At 58.0% G+C, this 16,009-nt stretch carries 16 protein-coding genes; 9 read left to right on the forward strand and 7 right to left on the reverse strand.

All coding sequences use genetic code 11. The annotated features are described in order from the left end of the window. Nucleotides 1–5: 5 nt before the first annotated feature. Both znuB and znuC read right to left on the reverse strand, forming a co-directional pair. Nucleotides 6–785: a zinc ABC transporter permease subunit ZnuB gene (gene znuB / locus G5221_RS13185; protein WP_421263376.1), complete on the reverse strand. Its 780-nt coding sequence runs from the start codon at nucleotides 783–785 to the stop codon at nucleotides 6–8. A gap of 21 nt (nucleotides 786–806) precedes the next feature. Continuing rightward, nucleotides 807–1,583 (reverse strand): zinc ABC transporter ATP-binding protein ZnuC, encoded by a 777-nt coding sequence (znuC, locus tag G5221_RS13190; protein WP_005354861.1) that lies wholly within the window; start codon nucleotides 1,581–1,583, stop codon nucleotides 807–809. A 93-nt stretch (nucleotides 1,584–1,676) separates the two neighbouring features. On the opposite strand from znuC, the gene znuA reads away from it, so the two are divergent. Beyond that, nucleotides 1,677–2,615 (forward strand): zinc ABC transporter substrate-binding protein ZnuA, encoded by a 939-nt coding sequence (gene znuA / locus G5221_RS13195; RefSeq protein WP_323896567.1) that lies wholly within the window; start codon nucleotides 1,677–1,679, stop codon nucleotides 2,613–2,615. Nucleotides 2,616–2,682: 67 nt separating this feature from the next. Beyond that, entirely contained in the window at nucleotides 2,683–3,357 is a 675-nt protein-coding gene (locus tag G5221_RS13200; protein ID WP_042052461.1) for a transglutaminase-like cysteine peptidase, read from the forward strand. On the opposite strand, the gene G5221_RS13205 is transcribed toward G5221_RS13200, so the two are convergent. Beyond that, nucleotides 3,352–4,293: a TAXI family TRAP transporter solute-binding subunit gene (locus tag G5221_RS13205; RefSeq protein WP_335811936.1), complete on the reverse strand. Its 942-nt coding sequence runs from the start codon at nucleotides 4,291–4,293 to the stop codon at nucleotides 3,352–3,354. The two genes, G5221_RS13200 and G5221_RS13205, sit on opposite strands and share 6 nt — an antisense overlap. Beyond that, nucleotides 4,290–5,588, reverse strand: coding sequence for a LapD/MoxY N-terminal periplasmic domain-containing protein (locus tag G5221_RS13210; protein ID WP_421263377.1), 1,299 nt, complete (start codon nucleotides 5,586–5,588; stop codon nucleotides 4,290–4,292). Before G5221_RS13210 ends, G5221_RS13205 begins: the two co-directional genes overlap by 4 nt. Before the next feature lie 259 nt (nucleotides 5,589–5,847). On the opposite strand from G5221_RS13210, the gene mepM reads away from it, so the two are divergent. Then, nucleotides 5,848–7,185, forward strand: coding sequence for a murein DD-endopeptidase MepM (mepM, locus tag G5221_RS13215; RefSeq protein ID WP_005343143.1), 1,338 nt, complete (start codon nucleotides 5,848–5,850; stop codon nucleotides 7,183–7,185). Between the two features lie 73 nt (nucleotides 7,186–7,258). Here the strand turns inward: mepM and G5221_RS13220 are convergent, their stop codons facing one another. Then, entirely contained in the window at nucleotides 7,259–8,203 is a 945-nt protein-coding gene (locus tag G5221_RS13220; RefSeq protein ID WP_266135387.1) for a D-2-hydroxyacid dehydrogenase, read from the reverse strand. Nucleotides 8,204–8,365: 162 nt separating this feature from the next. Here G5221_RS13220 and G5221_RS13225 point away from each other — a divergent pair, with 162 nt between their 5' ends. After that, a complete protein-coding gene (locus G5221_RS13225) occupies nucleotides 8,366–8,947 on the forward strand; it encodes a YjaG family protein (RefSeq protein WP_216979520.1) in 582 nt (193 codons plus the stop codon). A gap of 71 nt (nucleotides 8,948–9,018) precedes the next feature. On the opposite strand, the gene G5221_RS13230 is transcribed toward G5221_RS13225, so the two are convergent. After that, nucleotides 9,019–9,498, reverse strand: a complete 480-nt coding sequence (locus tag G5221_RS13230) for a MarR family winged helix-turn-helix transcriptional regulator (RefSeq protein WP_216952087.1) — start codon at nucleotides 9,496–9,498, stop codon at nucleotides 9,019–9,021. A gap of 163 nt (nucleotides 9,499–9,661) precedes the next feature. Between G5221_RS13230 and G5221_RS13235 the strand changes: the two genes are divergently transcribed. Together G5221_RS13235 and G5221_RS13240 are read left to right on the forward strand one after the other, a co-directional pair. Then, on the forward strand, nucleotides 9,662–10,189 hold the full coding sequence (locus G5221_RS13235; protein WP_421263403.1) for a hypothetical protein: 528 nt from the start codon (nucleotides 9,662–9,664) through the stop codon (nucleotides 10,187–10,189). A 9-nt stretch (nucleotides 10,190–10,198) separates the two neighbouring features. Next, a complete protein-coding gene (locus G5221_RS13240) occupies nucleotides 10,199–11,797 on the forward strand; it encodes a BCCT family transporter (protein ID WP_421263378.1) in 1,599 nt (532 codons plus the stop codon). A gap of 118 nt (nucleotides 11,798–11,915) precedes the next feature. Here the strand turns inward: G5221_RS13240 and G5221_RS13245 are convergent, their stop codons facing one another. Beyond that, nucleotides 11,916–13,154: a multifunctional CCA addition/repair protein gene (locus G5221_RS13245; protein ID WP_421263379.1), complete on the reverse strand. Its 1,239-nt coding sequence runs from the start codon at nucleotides 13,152–13,154 to the stop codon at nucleotides 11,916–11,918. Nucleotides 13,155–13,391: 237 nt separating this feature from the next. Between G5221_RS13245 and mutY the strand changes: the two genes are divergently transcribed. From mutY to mltC, 3 genes are all read left to right on the forward strand, one after another. Further along, nucleotides 13,392–14,444 carry an A/G-specific adenine glycosylase gene (gene mutY / locus G5221_RS13250; RefSeq protein WP_421263380.1) on the forward strand — a complete coding sequence of 351 codons (1,053 nt, stop codon included), beginning with the start codon at nucleotides 13,392–13,394 and terminating at the stop codon, nucleotides 14,442–14,444. An 8-nt stretch (nucleotides 14,445–14,452) separates the two neighbouring features. Further along, nucleotides 14,453–14,725 carry an oxidative damage protection protein gene (locus G5221_RS13255; protein WP_160881969.1) on the forward strand — a complete coding sequence of 91 codons (273 nt, stop codon included), beginning with the start codon at nucleotides 14,453–14,455 and terminating at the stop codon, nucleotides 14,723–14,725. Between the two features lie 117 nt (nucleotides 14,726–14,842). Beyond that, nucleotides 14,843–15,946 (forward strand): membrane-bound lytic murein transglycosylase MltC, encoded by a 1,104-nt coding sequence (gene mltC, locus G5221_RS13260; protein ID WP_421263381.1) that lies wholly within the window; start codon nucleotides 14,843–14,845, stop codon nucleotides 15,944–15,946. Nucleotides 15,947–16,009: the final 63 nt, after the last annotated feature.

A 16,009-nucleotide genomic window follows, 5' to 3' on the forward strand; every position in this document is an offset into this window, starting at 1 on the left:
CTGCATCAAGCTTTCTTGAACTGGCTTAGGACAAACAGGCCGGTGGCGCAGACGACGACAGAGGGGCCTGCCGGAGTATCTTGATACCAGGAGAGGGTCAATCCACCCAGCACGGCGAGACAGCCAATCAGCGCGGCAAAGCCGGCCATCTGCTCCGGTGTCTGGCTAAAGCGGCGGGCGGTGGCGGCAGGGATGATCAGCAGGGAGGTGATGATCAGCGCCCCGACAAACTTCATCGCCACGGCAATCACCAGCCCGATCAGCAGCATCAATACGCAGCGCAGCACATCGACCCGGATCCCCTCTACCCGTGCCAGCTCTTCCGAGATGGTCATGGAGAGCAGGGGATCCCACAGTCGCCACAGGGTGAGCAGCACCAGTGCGCCACCGCCGTAGATCCAGAGCAGGTCCATCGGTTGTACCGAGAGCAGGTCGCCAAACAGGTAGGCCATCAGATCCACCCGGACGTTATCCATAAAACTCAAGGTAACCAGACCGAGCGACAGGGCGCTGTGGGCCAGAATGCCGAGCAGGGTATCGGTCGCCACCTGCTGGTTGCGACTCATGATCACCAGCAGCATCGCCATGGCGAGGCAGCAGACCACCACCGCCAGGGTGAGATCGACCTGCAGCAGGATGCCCAGCGCGATGCCGAACAGACAGGCATGGGAGAGGGTGTCGCCAAAATAGGCCATCTTGCGCCATACCACGAAGCTGCCGAGGGGGCCGGCCAGCAGGGCGATGCCGAGACCGGCCGCGAGGGCGTATAACAGAAAGCTGTCCACTTGAATGTCCTGTTGCTTGCGCTATTTGCTGTGAGCGTTGTTGCGAGAAGGCAGGCGGATGACGGGGGCCTGCGGTTCATGATGATGGTGTTCGCCGTCGCAGTGGTGATGGTGGGTATAGACAGCCAGCACCTCCTGCTCCGGTCGCCCGAACAGACGGGCAAATTCGGGGTGGCGCGCCACGCTTTCCGGCTCGCCATGACAGCAGACGTGGCGATTGAGGCAGATCACCTCGTGGGTGCTGGCCATCACCAGATGCAGGTCGTGGGAGACCATCAGCACGGCGCAATTGAACTCGGCGGCGAGCTGGCCGATGAGAGCATAGAGTTCAATCTGGCCGGTGATATCCACACCCTGCACCGGTTCATCCAGCACCAGCAGCTCGGGCTTGACCAGCAGGGCGCGAGCCAGCAGTACCCGCTGCATCTCGCCACCGGAGAGTTTTTGCATCCGGTTTTCCAGCAATCCCTCTGCGCCCACCCGGGCCAGAGCTTCCTCGATGGAGAGACGGCTGTTTTTGCCCAGTTGCAGGAAGCGTCGCACCGTCAGCGGCAGGGTGGGATCCAGATAGAGGCGCTGTGGCACATAGCCGACTCTCAGATCGCGGCTGCGGGTGATCTTGCCCGAATCCGGCGTGAGCAGGCCCAGCACCAGCTTGCTCAGGGTGCTCTTGCCCGCCCCGTTGGGGCCGACTAGTGTGGTGATTTTGCCTTTATTGAGGGTAAAGGAGACCTTGTCGAGCACAGAGCGTCCATCAAACGAGAGAGAGACCTCTTTCAGCTCTACCAGTTGGCTCATGACAACTCCGGGGTTTACAGCCAGTGAGAGTTATAATATAACAAAAAGCGGCTGTTATATTATCACATACTCACCCCCTGACGAGATTCACCAATGAGAATTATTGCGCTTTTCACTGCCCTGCTGGCGGTGAGTTTGCCTGTTCGTGCCATTGAGGTACTGACCACCATCAAGCCCCTTGGCTTCATCGCAGCAGCGATCACTGACGGCGTGAGTGAGCCCAAGGTATTGTTGCCGACCGGCGCCTCTCCCCACGATTTCTCCCTGCGTCCCTCCGATATTCGCAGCATCAACAGTGCTGGGCTGGTGGTGTGGGTTGGCCCCGAGCTGGAAGGGTTTATGGCCAAGCCGCTGGCCAATCATCCCCATGCTTTGGCCCTGACTCAGGTTGAGGGAATGCCGCTGTTCAACTACGCGACTCAGGATAGTCATGACTCCCATGACCATGATGATCACGATCATGCCGCCCACGAGCACGGTAACCATGATCATGATGAAGGGCATGAGGGACATCATCACGAAGGGGTCGATCCCCATATCTGGCTTGGCCCGACGCAGGCCAAGGTGATTGCCAAGGCGATCGCAAGTGAATTGGGCAAGCTGGATCCGGCCAATCAGGCTCGCTATGACGCCAACCTCGCGGCATTTGATGCCAAGGTGGATGCCAAGGACAAGGTGATTGCCGGCCAGATGAAGGCAGTGAATGAGAAGGGGTACTTTGTCTTCCACGAGGCGTATGGCTACTGGGAGCGCCATTACGGCATGAGTTCAAAAGGTCACTTTACCGTGAGCCCTGAGCGTCGCCCGGGCGCCAAGACCCTGGTGGATATCCGCAAGGCACTGGAAGAGAAGCAGGCGAGCTGCATTTATGCCGAGCCGCAATTTTCACCGGCAGTGATCGAATCGGTGGCACGCAATACTGGCGCCAAGGTGCTGTTGCTTGATGAGGTGGGTGAACAGGTGCCGCTCGGCCCGGATGGTTATCCCCAATTCATGCAACAACTGGCAGACGCATTTGCCCAATGTCGCTGATTAGCGGCTGAGTCTCTCATCCGGACGGACTATACTGACCTCCAGCATCTGACATGGAGTGTCCGGTATGAAATGGTTGTTGATCCCGGCCTGCACACTGGCGCTATGTTGCGCCAGTGTGCAGGCTTCGCGCCTTTCCGAATATATTGCCAGCCCCGATCTGCGGGCCAAACTGCAGGAGGTGTACGGTGGCCGCGCCATCCAGCGGGCCGAGGCATTCTCTCGTCTGCTCACTCCCAGAGCGGGAACCACGGATCAGCAGAAGATCGAGCTGGTGAACAACTACTTCAACAATCTCACCTACAGTGAAGACCCCAAGCTGTGGGGAGATGAGGATTACTGGGCCAATCCGCTGGAGTTCATCGGTGCCCGGGGTGGGGATTGCGAGGATTACAGCATCTCCAAGTACTACACCCTGATGGAGCTGGGGGTGGATGAGAAGAAGCTGCGGTTGGCCTACGTCAAGGCGGTGCGTTACAACCAGTTCCACATGGTGACGCTCTACTTCCCGACACCCAAGGCTGATCCACTGGTGCTCGACAACATCAACAGCCGGATCCTGCCGGGTAGCAAGCGTACCGATCTCATTCCCGTTTACAGTTTCGATGCCAAAAGCATCTGGATCATGAAGTCACGGCGGGAAGGGACGCTGGCGGGGAGTGCCGATCGGCTGGCGCAGTGGACATCGATGAAGACCCGTTTCTCCAGCGAGCAACTGCGCTCTCCTCGTCGTCAGCTATAGCTTGCCCGCCGCCTTCAACTCATCGAAATATTTCGCCGCGCCCGGATGCTGTTCAATGCTCAGCACAGGGCCGGTTTTATTGCGTGCCCGGTGAAACATATTGGCGTAGCCATAAGTTTGCTCATTGAATTTGGTTTGCTGGGTCAGCATGGCCTTGGTCAGGCGATAGACAGACTCTTCCGGCATGGTGGCATTGGTAACCAGGGTGGCGGCAATAGCAAAGGTGGGCGTCGCCTTCAGATTGCCGGGGTAGATGCGGGCAGGCACCTGACTGCGTTGGTAATATTTGACACCCTTGAGTAGCTGATCCCGGGTGGCCCCATCGATGGGGAGGAAAGTGACCGCACAACGTTTGGCGGTGTCGAGCACAATCCGGTTAGGGTGTCCCATCACCAGTGCAAATGCATCGATCTGCTTGCTACAGAGCGCATCCGGCAGGTTGGCCATGCTCTTCAGATCGAGATCCTGTTCTTTCGCTCCCAAGATGTTGAACAGGGCCAGCGCCGTCTGGCGGGTACCCGAGTTCTTCAACCCCATATCGATGGGGGCGAGCTTGAGCTGTTCCAGTGACGTGATATCTCCATCGGCACGTATCACTATGGTGAAGGGCTCTGCATGGGTGGCAAATAGTGCGCGCAGCTCAGGTTGCGGCTGCGTGGCAAAAGGGCCCAAGCCCTTGCTTGCCTGATACAGCCAGTCTGACTGCACCATGGCGTAGGAGGACTCGCCACTCTTCAGTCGCTTCAGGTTTTCTATTGAACCCGATGAGCTCTGCAGCTTGCACGCAAGTTGCTCGTCGACCTCATGAGCCAGACGGCAAAATTCTTTGGTTATCTGGTGATAAATCCCCTGCTCACCCCCGGTGGCGATAGTGACGGTTTCAGCCATCAGGCAGGGTTGCCACAGCAGGGGCAACAGCATGGCGAGCTTCTTCATGATTGCGTCTCCTTGGCATAACCATCGATACCCCAGGTCCGCAGTTTGTCGATGTCGCGACACTCTCCCGATTCTGCCAGCAGGGTATAACCGGCGGCATGCATGGTCTGGGAGAGCAGATTCCAGTAGAGCGGTGCATCGGTCAGCTGGCAGCTGATAAAAATGGGATTGAGCGGGTCAAGTTGATTGAAGGTATCCGCATTGAGGGGAATGGCGCTGAAGGCGAGCTCACACCCCTGTTCCTGCAACGCAGCCAAGGTAGACTGGCCGTGGGCGGGGAATGTGGCTACATCCCAGCGCCAATCCAGTGTTTTTCCTCGCCCCTGGCTTAGCAGAGGGGCGATTTCGGACCATTGCGGGTGATTGAGCAGGGAGAGGGGTAGCAAGATCCCCTCTATATGGGAGCGCTGCCATAACTCCAGGGTGCTATGGATGGTCGCGAGATCGCTGTCGGCTCCGAGGGGCTGACTGGGCAAGAAACGCTGATAGAGGGCGATTTCCCCTTGTGTGGAGACAAATTTTTGCAGTTGCCCGCCTTCTGGCAGCGGGCTTAGCCCTTGCAGTGGCTGTGGCATGGTTGGGGCAAGCTGTTTTCCCAGTTGGGTGATCTTGAGCCGTTGTTGCAGCAGATCCCGCTTGCGTTCGGAGACCAGTTGGTTGATGGAAAGTGCCACCTCTTTAAGGTCTTGCAACCAAGGGGTGGGCAGGGTGCTGTTGAACTGGTGTTTGCGCAGCCGGATCAGCTGCACATTGATCTGCTCCAGTGGTTGCAGCAGGCGCTTGCAGACCAGAGAGATGACTAGGGTAAATACGACGAGCCCCGCCAGCAGGGCTATGCCGGTGCGACTGATGGCATTCCACAGATGCTGATAGGCGTAGCCGCTATGTCCCTCAAGGGTCAGAGTGCCCAGCATGCGCCAGCCATCGGTCAACTCTTGCTCAATCTTGACGGGGGGCATGCCGATAACCGAGGGAAGCCAGCCGGGAACATTCTGCTGGGTAGAGTGGAATACCTTCTGAAACAGCAATTGGCCATCCGGATCAACCAGAATAACCGAGCTGACGAAGCCGCCGTCAAACATGGCATTGACAATGGTTTCGGCCAGCACCTGATCATCATTGAGCAGGGTGCCTTGAAGTACCAGTCCAAGGGCTGTGATGGCGGTCTCCAGATTGGCCGACATCTGATCAAGGATTGACTGGCGGACCGTGGAGACTTCAAGAACGAACAACATAACTGCACCAATCAGGAACAGTACAAGGATTATCCAGCGCAACAGTTTTGATAACGTCATATCCACTCCATGGAAAAATTATCGCAACATTTGAATTTTTAATGCCGAATCGAGTCCGACCCGGCTCTTAAAAATAGGAAAAAATAGTTAAAAAAGGCGATCATTTCTGCCCATCAGGGCGTGTTATGCATAAAATGTGAGGTTCATGCAGATTGTGATGAACTATTTGTAATTTGTTTTGTCCAAAAAACAGTTTTATACGGTTTTGTCACAACTGACATCGCAATACTCTCTCTTGGATCTAAATACAGGATAGCGGATGAAACGTCTCCGTCCCTTGGTAGCACAGGCTGCCAATTGGGAACCACCGGTTCCCCGCAAACATTTTTACGCCATGCTGATGCTGACGGCCATGACCCTGTCAGCAGTGGCATTGCTGCCAGCGCCGGGGGATATCCTGGAGCGGCCTCTTCGCCTTGAGTTGCCCATTGATACCGCCGGTACAGCAACCAACGAAAACAACACCGATTTTAACGAAATCCCCGACCACGAACTGGTTGATCAGAGTGCGGCAGAGGACGATATCCCTGTTGATACCGCACCGCAGTGGCAGGATTACCGAGTGCGTAATGGTGAGAACCTGACCGCCATTTTTAACAATCTGGGACTCTCTACCACTACTCTCTACAAAGTACTTGATGCGGACAGCAAGAACTATCTGGCCAGATTGAAACCGGGCCAGACCATAGAGCTGCTGATCGATCAGGACAACATTCTGCAACAACTCAAGATCCGCTTGAATATCAAGCAGACGCTGGTGATGTCGCGCAGTGACGATGCTTATACTGCCTCCATGATCAACGAGAAGGTCGAGTGGCAGCCGCAGCGTTACAATGGCGTGATCAACGGCAGTTTCTATGTCAGTGCCCGCAATGCAGGCATTCCTGCCACTCATATCCAGAAGATTGCCAACCTGTTCCAGTGGCGGATGAACTTTGCTCAGGATCTGAAAAAGGGCGATAAATTCAAGGTGTTGGTACGCCAGGAGACGGTCGAGGGCAAGAGCACCGGTAACAGCCAGCTGCTGGGTGTGGAAATGATCAGTCAGGGCAAGACGGTGTCGGCCTGGCTCTCCGATGATGGCAACTATTACGATGGTCAGGGCAACAGCCTGGAGCGCGGTTTCCGCCGTTATCCGACCCACAGTCGTTACCGGATCAGCTCAAACTTCAACCCCGCTCGCAAGCATCCTGTGACTGGTGCTATCCGTCCCCACGAGGGGACCGACTTTGCCGTTCCGGTGGGTACCCCGGTACTGGCCACGGGTGACGGTGTGGTCCAGAAGGCGACCAGCCACCCGCTGGCGGGTACCTATATCGTAATCAAGCACGGTCGAACCCTCTCTACCCGTTATCTGCACCTGAGCAAGTTGCTGGTCAAAACCGGTCAGCGGGTGAAGATGGGCGACAAGATCGGCCTTTCCGGCAACACCGGTCGCTCGACTGGTGCTCACTTGCATTACGAACTGCGGATCAACAACCGTCCGGTTAATGCCATGACCGCCAAGCTGCCGATGGCTGAACCGCTCAGTGGCAAGGAGCGTCGCCAGTTCCTGGCCAAGGTGAAGAGCTACCGCAAGGAGCTGGCCGCCGGCTAATCGCTGTAGCCACTAGCTGAAATGAAAAGGCCCCGCCAGACTGGCGGGGCCTTTTTTGCATGCGTAGTGCTGGTCAGTAACCCTTGTCGAAGTCAATCTTGCCATCCAGTGGCTGGCCATCGATAAAGCGAATGTAGTTGCGTACAAATATCTGGGCCACATCCTCTGGAAAGCTGTAGGCGCTGTTGTGGGGGGTGACGATTAGGTTGGGTTGTCCCCACAGTGGACTGTCGGCGGGCAGCGGCTCCTGCTCGAATACATCCAGCACCGCCATTGCCAGCTTGCCGGTACGCAGTGCGGTGAGCAAATCGCCCGAGTGTACAGCGCTGCCACGACCGACGTTGAACAGGATGGCGCCCGGTTTGCAGTGTTCGAAGCGGGCGGCATTGAAGAGATGACGGGTATCGCGGGTGGCAGGCAGCACGCTGACGATGACATCGGCCTGCGCCAGCATCTTGTTGAGCGCAGGCAGCTGATAAACCTGGTCAAACCCGGCACGCTCCCGACCACTGCGGCTGATGCCCAGCACCTTCATACCAAAATGTTTGCCGGTGTGGGCGATATGCTGGCCAATGCTGCCGGTACCCAGGATCAGCATGGTTTTCCCTTTGAGCCCCTGATAGGGGTGACTCTGCCAGAGTCGTTGTCTTTGTTGTTCCCGATAGAGAGGAAGTTGGCGTGTCAGACTGAGCAGATGACCAAAGACATACTCGCTCATCAGCGGGCCGAAGATGCCGCGCACGTTGGTGAGCTGATAGTTGCGACGACTGTCCGGATCGAGCAGCACGTCGACCCCGGCATAGGTGGACTGGAACCAGCTCAGCTTGTTGGCTTTGGGCAGCAGTGGCTTGGCGCGGGCTGGCTCTGCCAGCAGAATATGGGCCTCGCCGATAAGTTGTTCGGCATCGCTCGGGTTGTCGGCCCGCAGAATGCGCAGATGAGGGAGGTTGGCCGCCTTGAGCAGACGTTCGTAGTGAGCATTATCCTGGCTGAGCAAAAGAAGGGTACGTTGGCTCATACTCTTGTTCCTTATCAGAATTTGCGGCGCGACAAGATGCCGCTCTCGTCCCATCTTACCCGAGTTGCCAGCGCAACATAGCCGACCAGGGCGCTTTTTCGTTTTCGCCACGCCCCTCGTGGGCTACAATCTGCCCCACATTTTGCAAAGGATCCGACTCCAGTGTTTGGTGACAAGTTTTATAAGCGACTGGCCGAGCTACAGCCTTGGCAACAGACCGTCTACACCCTGGCGCTGGCAGAGCGCATGTACCCCAACTATGCCCTGTTCAGCCAGGCTTCCGGTTTTGGCAATGCAGATGCCTTCCGGCACGCGCTGGATCAGATGTGGAACTATCTGACCGTCAAGGGCTCACGTGTCAATCTGGGAGCCATTCTCGAAGAGTTCGAAGCCCATATTCCGGATCCCCGCAAGTTTGAATCCTACGGCGCCTATCCGGCGCTGGATGCCTGTGTGGCACTGGGCTGCGCCTACAACTCGGTGATCTGCCGGGTTGGCGAAGAGGCCAACGATGCCAGCCATGCCTCCGTTGGCACTGTGGCCGGTTTTATCGAGCTGCTGGAGGAGCGGGATCTGACAGAAGAGGAGCTCTACGAGCACGAGTACATGGAGGCCGAGCTGGAGTTTCAGGTCGAGTTGCTCAAGCGGGTTGCCCATGAGCGCGACAGCGATCGTATCCTGGCCATCAGAGCATTCGCCTCTCAGGATGGTGTCTCCAATATCGGTATCAGCCTGGAAGAGTAATTATCTCCGGTGCCTGATAGACAAAAGCTCCCGGTCGGGAGCTTTTTTTATGTCTGTCATTCTGTGGCTGTTTAAGCTTGCTCTTCGGTCAGGGGTCTGACGCTCAGCACCGGGGCAGCGTCGATTTCGTCTGCATTCATCATGGTGGAGATGCGTTGCAGGGAGGAGAGCAGCAGGGTCTGCTCCCACGCTTCCAGCGCCTGAAAACGTTGGATGAAGCGCTCTTGCAGCGGGGTAGGGGCCTGAGCCAGCAGGGCGCGGCCTGCGTCAGTCAGTGTCGCGTGAACCTTGCGCTTGTCGGTATTGCTGCGAACGCGCTGCACCAGTTGGCGGCTCTCCAATCGGTCCATGATGGTGGTGGCGGTGGCCTGGCTCATGTTGGTGTGATCGGCCAGCTGGCGCATGGAGATCTGCCCCAGTTCGTCGATCCCTTTGAGCAGCAAGAGTTGCGGGGAGGTGAGCCCGGCTTCTTTGATCAGGCGCCTGGAGTGCATGTCGATGGCACGAATAATCTGGCGCAGGGCGACCAGTACTTCATCATGTTTTTCCATGGGGTGTGCGTCATTGGAGGGCTATGGAGAGGCGCAAAATTTTCCGCCTAATTCGTTACAAGGTCAATATTGTTTTTGTTGTAATCATTTTTGCTCTAATTAATTTTGTGTTAGGCTGTCAGGTATTTCACGGAATTCACCCTGACATTTGAGGAGCGAGATGATGAACGACGAGCTGGATATCAAGTCTCTGGTGGCCGAGTTACGTGTGGTCAGAGTGCGCTACGAACTGCCGGACACCTCGGCTTTTGTGCGCTATCAGCCTGCCTATGATGAAGACCCGAACAACCTCAAGGTACACCACTATGATGGTGAGTTACCCCTCTCTTGTAGTGAGACAGGTACTTTCAACATAAAGGAGTTGGTGAACGAATTGCGCTACGCCTATGTGCTGGTGCACCTCTTTCCTGACGAAAGTGCCATGAACTTCTATCTGACCGGCCTAGATACCGGCCTGGCCCAGTTGGAGTTCATCGGTGGCTCTTACGACTTCAACCGGCTCTGGATCACCAGCGGTATCTCCAATCTGGGCGTCCCCATGGCCATCTTCCTCGGCAAGCGTCACGCCGTGAATGGCCAGCCCTCGGTTTCGCTGGTGGATCACCGCGAACAAGCAGCTGGCAAGCTGGTCTATCGCGCTATCGGCGGGGCCGGTGATCATGTGGGCGAAGACTTTTTCAACAACGACTAAGGAGGCTGGATGCGAGCACGCAAAGGGCTATTGAAAGGCCTCAACCCCACCATGGCCATGACGGCCCTCACCGTTATCACCCTGTTTTTACTGTTTGGCGTTTTTGTTCCCGATACCGCAGCCGCTTGGTTTGTCGGTGCCAAGGATCAGATTATTGCCGGGTTCAAGTGGTACTACATTCTGGTGGTCGCCCTGTTCCTGTTCTTCGCTGTCTACCTGATGTTCAGCCGTTTTGGCAGCATCCGACTGGGTGACGACGACCAGGTACCGGAGTTCGGCTACTTCGCCTGGTTCTCCATGCTCTTTAGCGCGGGCATGGGGATCGGTCTGGTGTTCTGGAGCATCGCCGAGCCGATGAACCATCTGCAGGGCAATCCGTTCATTACCGAAGGGATGACCCCGGAAGCGGCCCAGATCGCCATGCGCCTCACCTTTTTCCATTGGGGCCTGCACCCCTGGGCCATCTATGTGATCGTTGGCTTGTCGCTGGCTTTTTTCAGTTATCGCCGCAAGTTGCCGCTGGCGATCCGCTCTGTGCTTTACCCCATCCTTGGCGAGCGGATTTACGGTTTTTGGGGCCATGCGGCCGATGTGCTAGCCGTGTTCGGCACCGTGTTCGGGGTGGCGACCTCCCTTGGACTGGGGGTCTCCCAGATGAATACCGGCCTCAACCAGATGTTTGGTATGGCGGTGTCGCAGTCCAACCAGCTCTGGCTGATTGGCGGTATCAGCCTGATCGCCACTCTGTCGGCGGTTTCCGGGGTCGGGCGCGGAGTGAAGATCCTCTCCGAGCTCAATATCTGGTTGAGCGTGTTCGTGCTCGCACTCTTTCTGGTGCTGGGGCCGACCACCTATATCCTCAACGCCTATGTGCAGAACATCGGTGATTACCTGCAGAACATCGTCAAACTGAGCTTCTGGACCAACACCGAGGCCAACGGCACCTCGGCCTGGCAGTCGAGCTGGACGGCGTTTTACTGGGGCTGGTGGATTGCCTGGGCGCCGTTTGTCGGCATGTTTATCGCCCGCATTTCCAAGGGGCGTACTATCCGCGAGTTTGTGCTCGGTGTGCTGCTGGTACCCTCGCTGCTCGGCATGTTCTGGCTCACCGTGTTTGGCGGTACGGCGATGAATCTGGAGCTGTTTGGCGGTGGCGGCGTGGTCGCTGCGGTCAATCAGGATGTGACGCTGGCGCTCTACAAGACGGTCGAACTGCTGCACTGGGATACCTTCGGCTGGATCGCCAAGGCCGTGCTGACCCTGCTCATCTGCACCTACTTCATCACCTCCAGTGACTCGGGCACGCTGGTCATCACCACTCTGCTCTCCATCGGTGATCAGGAGCCGCCGGTTCTGCACCGCGCAGTATGGGGTCTGGGGCAGGGGCTGGTTGCGGCCATCCTGCTGGTCTCCGGCGGTCTGGCAGCCTTGCAGGCGGCCAGCATCATAGCGGCGCTACCCTTCTCGGTGATCATGCTGGCGATGTGCTATTCGCTGATGCTGGGGCTCAAGCAGGAGAGCCAGCGCCAGTTCGAATATCGCCAGAATCTCAAGCGTCACGATGGCTCATCCCATATGAGCCTGATGGAGCGAATTGGTCCGGCATAACAGCACCAGCAGGGGTTAGCGCCCCTTTACATATAAACTTGGATGCAAAACGGCCGCCCTGGCGATGCTCTCCTTGCGGAGCTCATCATCAGGGCGGCCGTCTGTTATGGGGCCGAGGTTACTCTTCGATAAAGGTCCACTCATCCTTGATGCGGCTGATGGCATCGGTCCGCTTTTTGGCGAGCTGCTCCTTGATCTCTTCTCCCTTGTAACCGGCCGCCACTATCTCTTTCACCGGCACCGCCTGGGCGGCAGCCAGCGCTTCGGCCACATAGTCCGGCTCGGCATAGACCCGCTCCTCGAAACCGGTACGGCCATGGAAGTCGGCGCGGCAGGCATCCAGCAGCTGGGCAAAGCGCTCGGGGCGGCGCCAGGCATCAGCCTTGTCGAACACCTTGAGCAGGGTGGCGGGTTTGAGCTCAAAGGCGATGTGGATGTGGGTATGCAGATCGCTCACCAGCAGCGCCAGATCCCGGCACTCGTTGGGTACCCGGAACCGTTCGCACAGGGCGCGAATAAGCGGCAGCCCCTTCTGGCCGTGACCGTGATGGCTTGGCCATAACTCCTGGGGGGTCACTCCCTTGCCAAGGTCGTGGCAGAGAGCAGCAAAGCGGACGGTCAGCTCGGGGGAGATCCGGCACGCCTGCTCCAGCACCATCAGGGTGTGGATGCCGGTGTCGATCTCCGGGTGCCACTTGGCCGGGGCGGGGACGCCAAACAGCGCATCAATCTCTGGGAACAGCGCCTTGAGGGCGCCGCACTGGCGCAGCACCTCGATAAAGATCTGCGGGGTCGGCCCCAGCAGCACTTTTTCCAGCTCCCTCCAGACTCGCTCCGGCGTGAGGTGGGCAAGCTCGCCAGCGGCCGTCATCTCGCTCATCAGGGTGAGGGTCTCCGGCGCGATGGTAAAGCCCTGAGCGTGGAAGCGGGCGGCGAAGCGGGCGACCCGCAGGATGCGCAGCGGGTCTTCGGCAAAGGCAGGAGAGACGTGGCGCAGCAGCCGCTTTTCCAAATCCTCGATGCCACCGTAGGGATCGTGGAGCTGGCCCTGATCATCTTCGGCGATGGCGTTGATGGTGAGATCCCGGCGCAGCAGATCCTGTTCCAGCGTCACATCGGGGGCGGCGTGGCAGACAAAGCCGGTGTAGCCCTGACCCTGTTTGCGTTCGGTACGGGCGAGGGCATACTCCTGTTGGGTTTTGGGGTGAAGAAACACCGGGAAGTCGCGACCGACCTGGGTAAACCCCAGCGCCAGCATCTGCTCCACGGTGGCGCCGACCACCAGATGATCCCTGTCGCCCTGCGGCAATCCCAGCAGGCTATCCCGCACTGCGCCCCCAACTAGATAAGTCTGCAAACCGTCTCTCCCGTCATCAATCGTGGGGCCGAGTATATCGTCTTTGTTACCGCTTTGCTGCCTGAGCACCACCTGCCCGCAGCGCCAGTCAGAGCGGCTTTGACTTGGGCGTGACGAGGCCTTACGCTGCCGCACCAGACAGCTGGCGCTGTGCTGCGGGATGACTTTATGCCCGCGCAGGCCAGATGAGCCGAAGGAACCGCAGAGTTCCCCTTATATCAACGACATGAGAACAACGTGAATCAATCAACCTTCGCAAGCCGGGTTCTGGAGTGGTACGAGCTTCATGGCCGCAAAAACCTGCCCTGGCAGCAGGAGAAGACCCCTTACCGGGTCTGGGTCTCGGAGATCATGCTGCAGCAGACTCAGGTCGCTACAGTCATCCCCTATTACCAGCGTTTTATGGCGCGCTTCCCCGATGTGGCGGCGCTGGCCGATGCCCCCGTCGACGAGGTGCTGCACCACTGGACCGGGCTTGGCTACTATGCCCGTGCCCGCAACCTGCACAAGGCGGCCCAGCAGATCCGCGACCATCACCACGGCCTCTTTCCCGAGCGCTTTGACGAGGTGATGGCGCTGCCGGGGATTGGTCGTTCTACCGCCGGGGCCGTGCTGTCTCTCTCTCTGGGTCAGCCCCACGCCATCCTTGATGGCAACGTGAAGCGGGTGCTCACCCGCTGGCTGGCGTTGCCGGGTTGGCCCGGCCAGAAACAGGTGGAGAACGAACTGTGGGAGATCGCCATCCGGCTCACTCCCAAGCTGGGGGTGGCGCAATACAATCAGGCGATGATGGATATCGGGGCGACAATCTGCACCCGCAGCAAGCCTGTCTGTGATCGCTGTCCGGTGCGGGCCGATTGCCAGGGGCTGTCGCAAGGCAACCCGACTGCCTACCCCAACAGCAAGCCGAAGAAGAGCATTCCGGCCCGGGATGGCATCATGCTGCTGATCCGTCACGGTGATGAGCTGCTGCTGGAGAAGCGGCCGCCACAGGGGATCTGGGGCGGGCTCTACTGCTTCCCGCAAGTGGCCTCGCTGGCGGAGGTGGATGGTCTGCTGGCATCCCTTGGCCTGAGCCATCACGGTTATCGTGAACTGGCCGGTTTTCGCCATACCTTCAGCCACTTCCATCTCGATATTCAGCCGCTGCTGATTGACATTGATGAGGCGCAGCCGCTGCGGCTCATGGAAGCAGATAACCGACTCTGGTATAACTTACGCAATCCTGCCGAGGTGGGGCTGGCGGCCGCCACGGCCCGTCTGCTCGCCTATCCAGAGTTACAACCATAGAGGTCAACATGAGCCGTACTGTATTTTGCCAACGCCTGAAAAAAGAGGGCCCGGGTCTGGATTTCCAACTCTATCCCGGTGAGCTCGGCAAGCGGATTTTTGACAACATCAGCAAGGAAGCCTGGGCCGAGTGGCAGAAGAAGCAGGTGATGCTGATCAACGAAAAAAAGCTCAACATGATGAATCTTGAGCATCGCCAACTGCTGGAAAAAGAGATGGTCAGCTACCTGTTTGATGCAGGTGAAGTGCAGATCGAAGGTTACACCCCGCCTGTCCAGTAAGCTCTCTGGCTGTTGTACGTGTGAACAGGTGCGGGAATGGCGCCACACTGGCGTGACCGCTCCTGAAGTCGCAGCAAATGAATGATGGGCAGCTCTGCTGCCCGGTTTGAGGATCCTATGGGCCGAATTTTTTGGCTGCTGTGCACCCTGCTGTTTCTCTCTGCCTGCTCATCCTCCCCCAAGCCCAGCGGGAGTGAGGATGACGATCTGGTCAACGGCAAGGACATCCGCGGTTTTGAACACATGATCAGCGCGCTCTCCCATAACGTGAACGAGATATGGGGGCGGGAGGCGCTGTTTGCGGGCAAGTTTGACTACGTCAAATACACGGATCAGTACAAGAGCCGGGCCCACATCGACTTCTCCAGCGGTCACATCATGGTGGAGACGGTCTCGGGCATCGATCCCCGCGCTCACCTGCGTCGCGCCATCATCGAGACCCTGCTGACGCCGGACGATCCGGCTGAAGTGGATCTTTACTCCGACCGGGAAATTCTGACTGGTGGCGAGCCCTTCCTCTACGGTCAGGTGCTGGACAATCAGCGCCAGCCAATCCGCGCCTCCTGGCGCGCCGAGCGTTATGCCGATTACCTGCTCAACACGGCGATGAAGAAGCGCACTTTGGGGATTCGCACCATCTTCTTCGTCGATATTCCCATGGTGGCCAACCATGAAGACAGGCGGGGCTACAAGTATGCGGGGATCATCCGGGAAGCGTCGCGCAAATACGGCGTGCCGGAGAGCCTGATCTATGCGGTGATCAAGACCGAGAGCAGCTTCAACCCCTATGCGGTGAGCCATGCCAACGCTTATGGCCTGATGCAGGTGATCCCGGCTACCGCCGGTCGTGACGTCTATGTTCGGGTCAAGGGCAAGAACGGCCAGCCGACGCGGGAGGAGCTGTTCAACCCGGCCTACAACATCGATGTTGGTACCGCCTATCTGCACCTGTTGCAGACCGTCTATCTGGCGGATATCGAGGACCCGCGCTCCCGTCGCTATGCGGTGATCTCCGCCTATAACGGTGGGGCTGGCGGGGTGCTCAACACCTTCTCAAGCGATCGCAAGGCGGCTCCCAGCATGATCAACCAGCTCTCACCCGAGGCGGTCTATCAGGTGCTGACCGAGCAGCATCCCAAGGCAGAAGCTCGTCGCTATCTCTACAAGGTCAATCAGGCCGAGAAGGGGTTCAAGCGAACATTTGCCAGCCGTTCCGGTTAACGGGTCGCAGCGGCAGAGCGGAAAATGAAAAAGGGCGCTTTCAACAGCGCCCTTTTTACGTCT

Origin of the sequence: Aeromonas sp. 602200 (assembly GCF_049173895.1) — a bacterium.
In the GTDB taxonomy this organism is placed as follows: domain Bacteria; phylum Pseudomonadota; class Gammaproteobacteria; order Enterobacterales; family Aeromonadaceae; genus Aeromonas; species Aeromonas veronii_A.

Bases quoted from the DNA above. Each gene is read 5' to 3' on its own strand.
- G5221_RS13230 (WP_216952087.1), bottom strand. From the start codon at position 9,498: ATGGAAAAACATGATGAAGTACTGGTCGCCCTGCGCCAGATTATTCGT.
- G5221_RS13255 (WP_160881969.1), top strand. From the start codon at position 14,453: ATGAGCCGTACTGTATTTTGCCAACGCCTGAAAAAAGAGGGCCCGGGT.
- G5221_RS13240 (WP_421263378.1), top strand. From the start codon at position 10,199: ATGCGAGCACGCAAAGGGCTATTGAAAGGCCTCAACCCCACCATGGCC.
- znuC (WP_005354861.1), bottom strand. From the start codon at position 1,583: ATGAGCCAACTGGTAGAGCTGAAAGAGGTCTCTCTCTCGTTTGATGGA.
- G5221_RS13205 (WP_335811936.1), bottom strand. From the start codon at position 4,293: ATGAAGAAGCTCGCCATGCTGTTGCCCCTGCTGTGGCAACCCTGCCTG.
- G5221_RS13200 (WP_042052461.1), top strand. From the start codon at position 2,683: ATGAAATGGTTGTTGATCCCGGCCTGCACACTGGCGCTATGTTGCGCC.
- G5221_RS13220 (WP_266135387.1), bottom strand. From the start codon at position 8,203: ATGAGCCAACGTACCCTTCTTTTGCTCAGCCAGGATAATGCTCACTAC.
- mltC (WP_421263381.1), top strand. From the start codon at position 14,843: ATGGGCCGAATTTTTTGGCTGCTGTGCACCCTGCTGTTTCTCTCTGCC.
- znuA (WP_323896567.1), top strand. From the start codon at position 1,677: ATGAGAATTATTGCGCTTTTCACTGCCCTGCTGGCGGTGAGTTTGCCT.
- G5221_RS13235 (WP_421263403.1), top strand. From the start codon at position 9,662: ATGAACGACGAGCTGGATATCAAGTCTCTGGTGGCCGAGTTACGTGTG.
- mepM (WP_005343143.1), top strand. From the start codon at position 5,848: ATGAAACGTCTCCGTCCCTTGGTAGCACAGGCTGCCAATTGGGAACCA.
- G5221_RS13210 (WP_421263377.1), bottom strand. From the start codon at position 5,588: ATGACGTTATCAAAACTGTTGCGCTGGATAATCCTTGTACTGTTCCTG.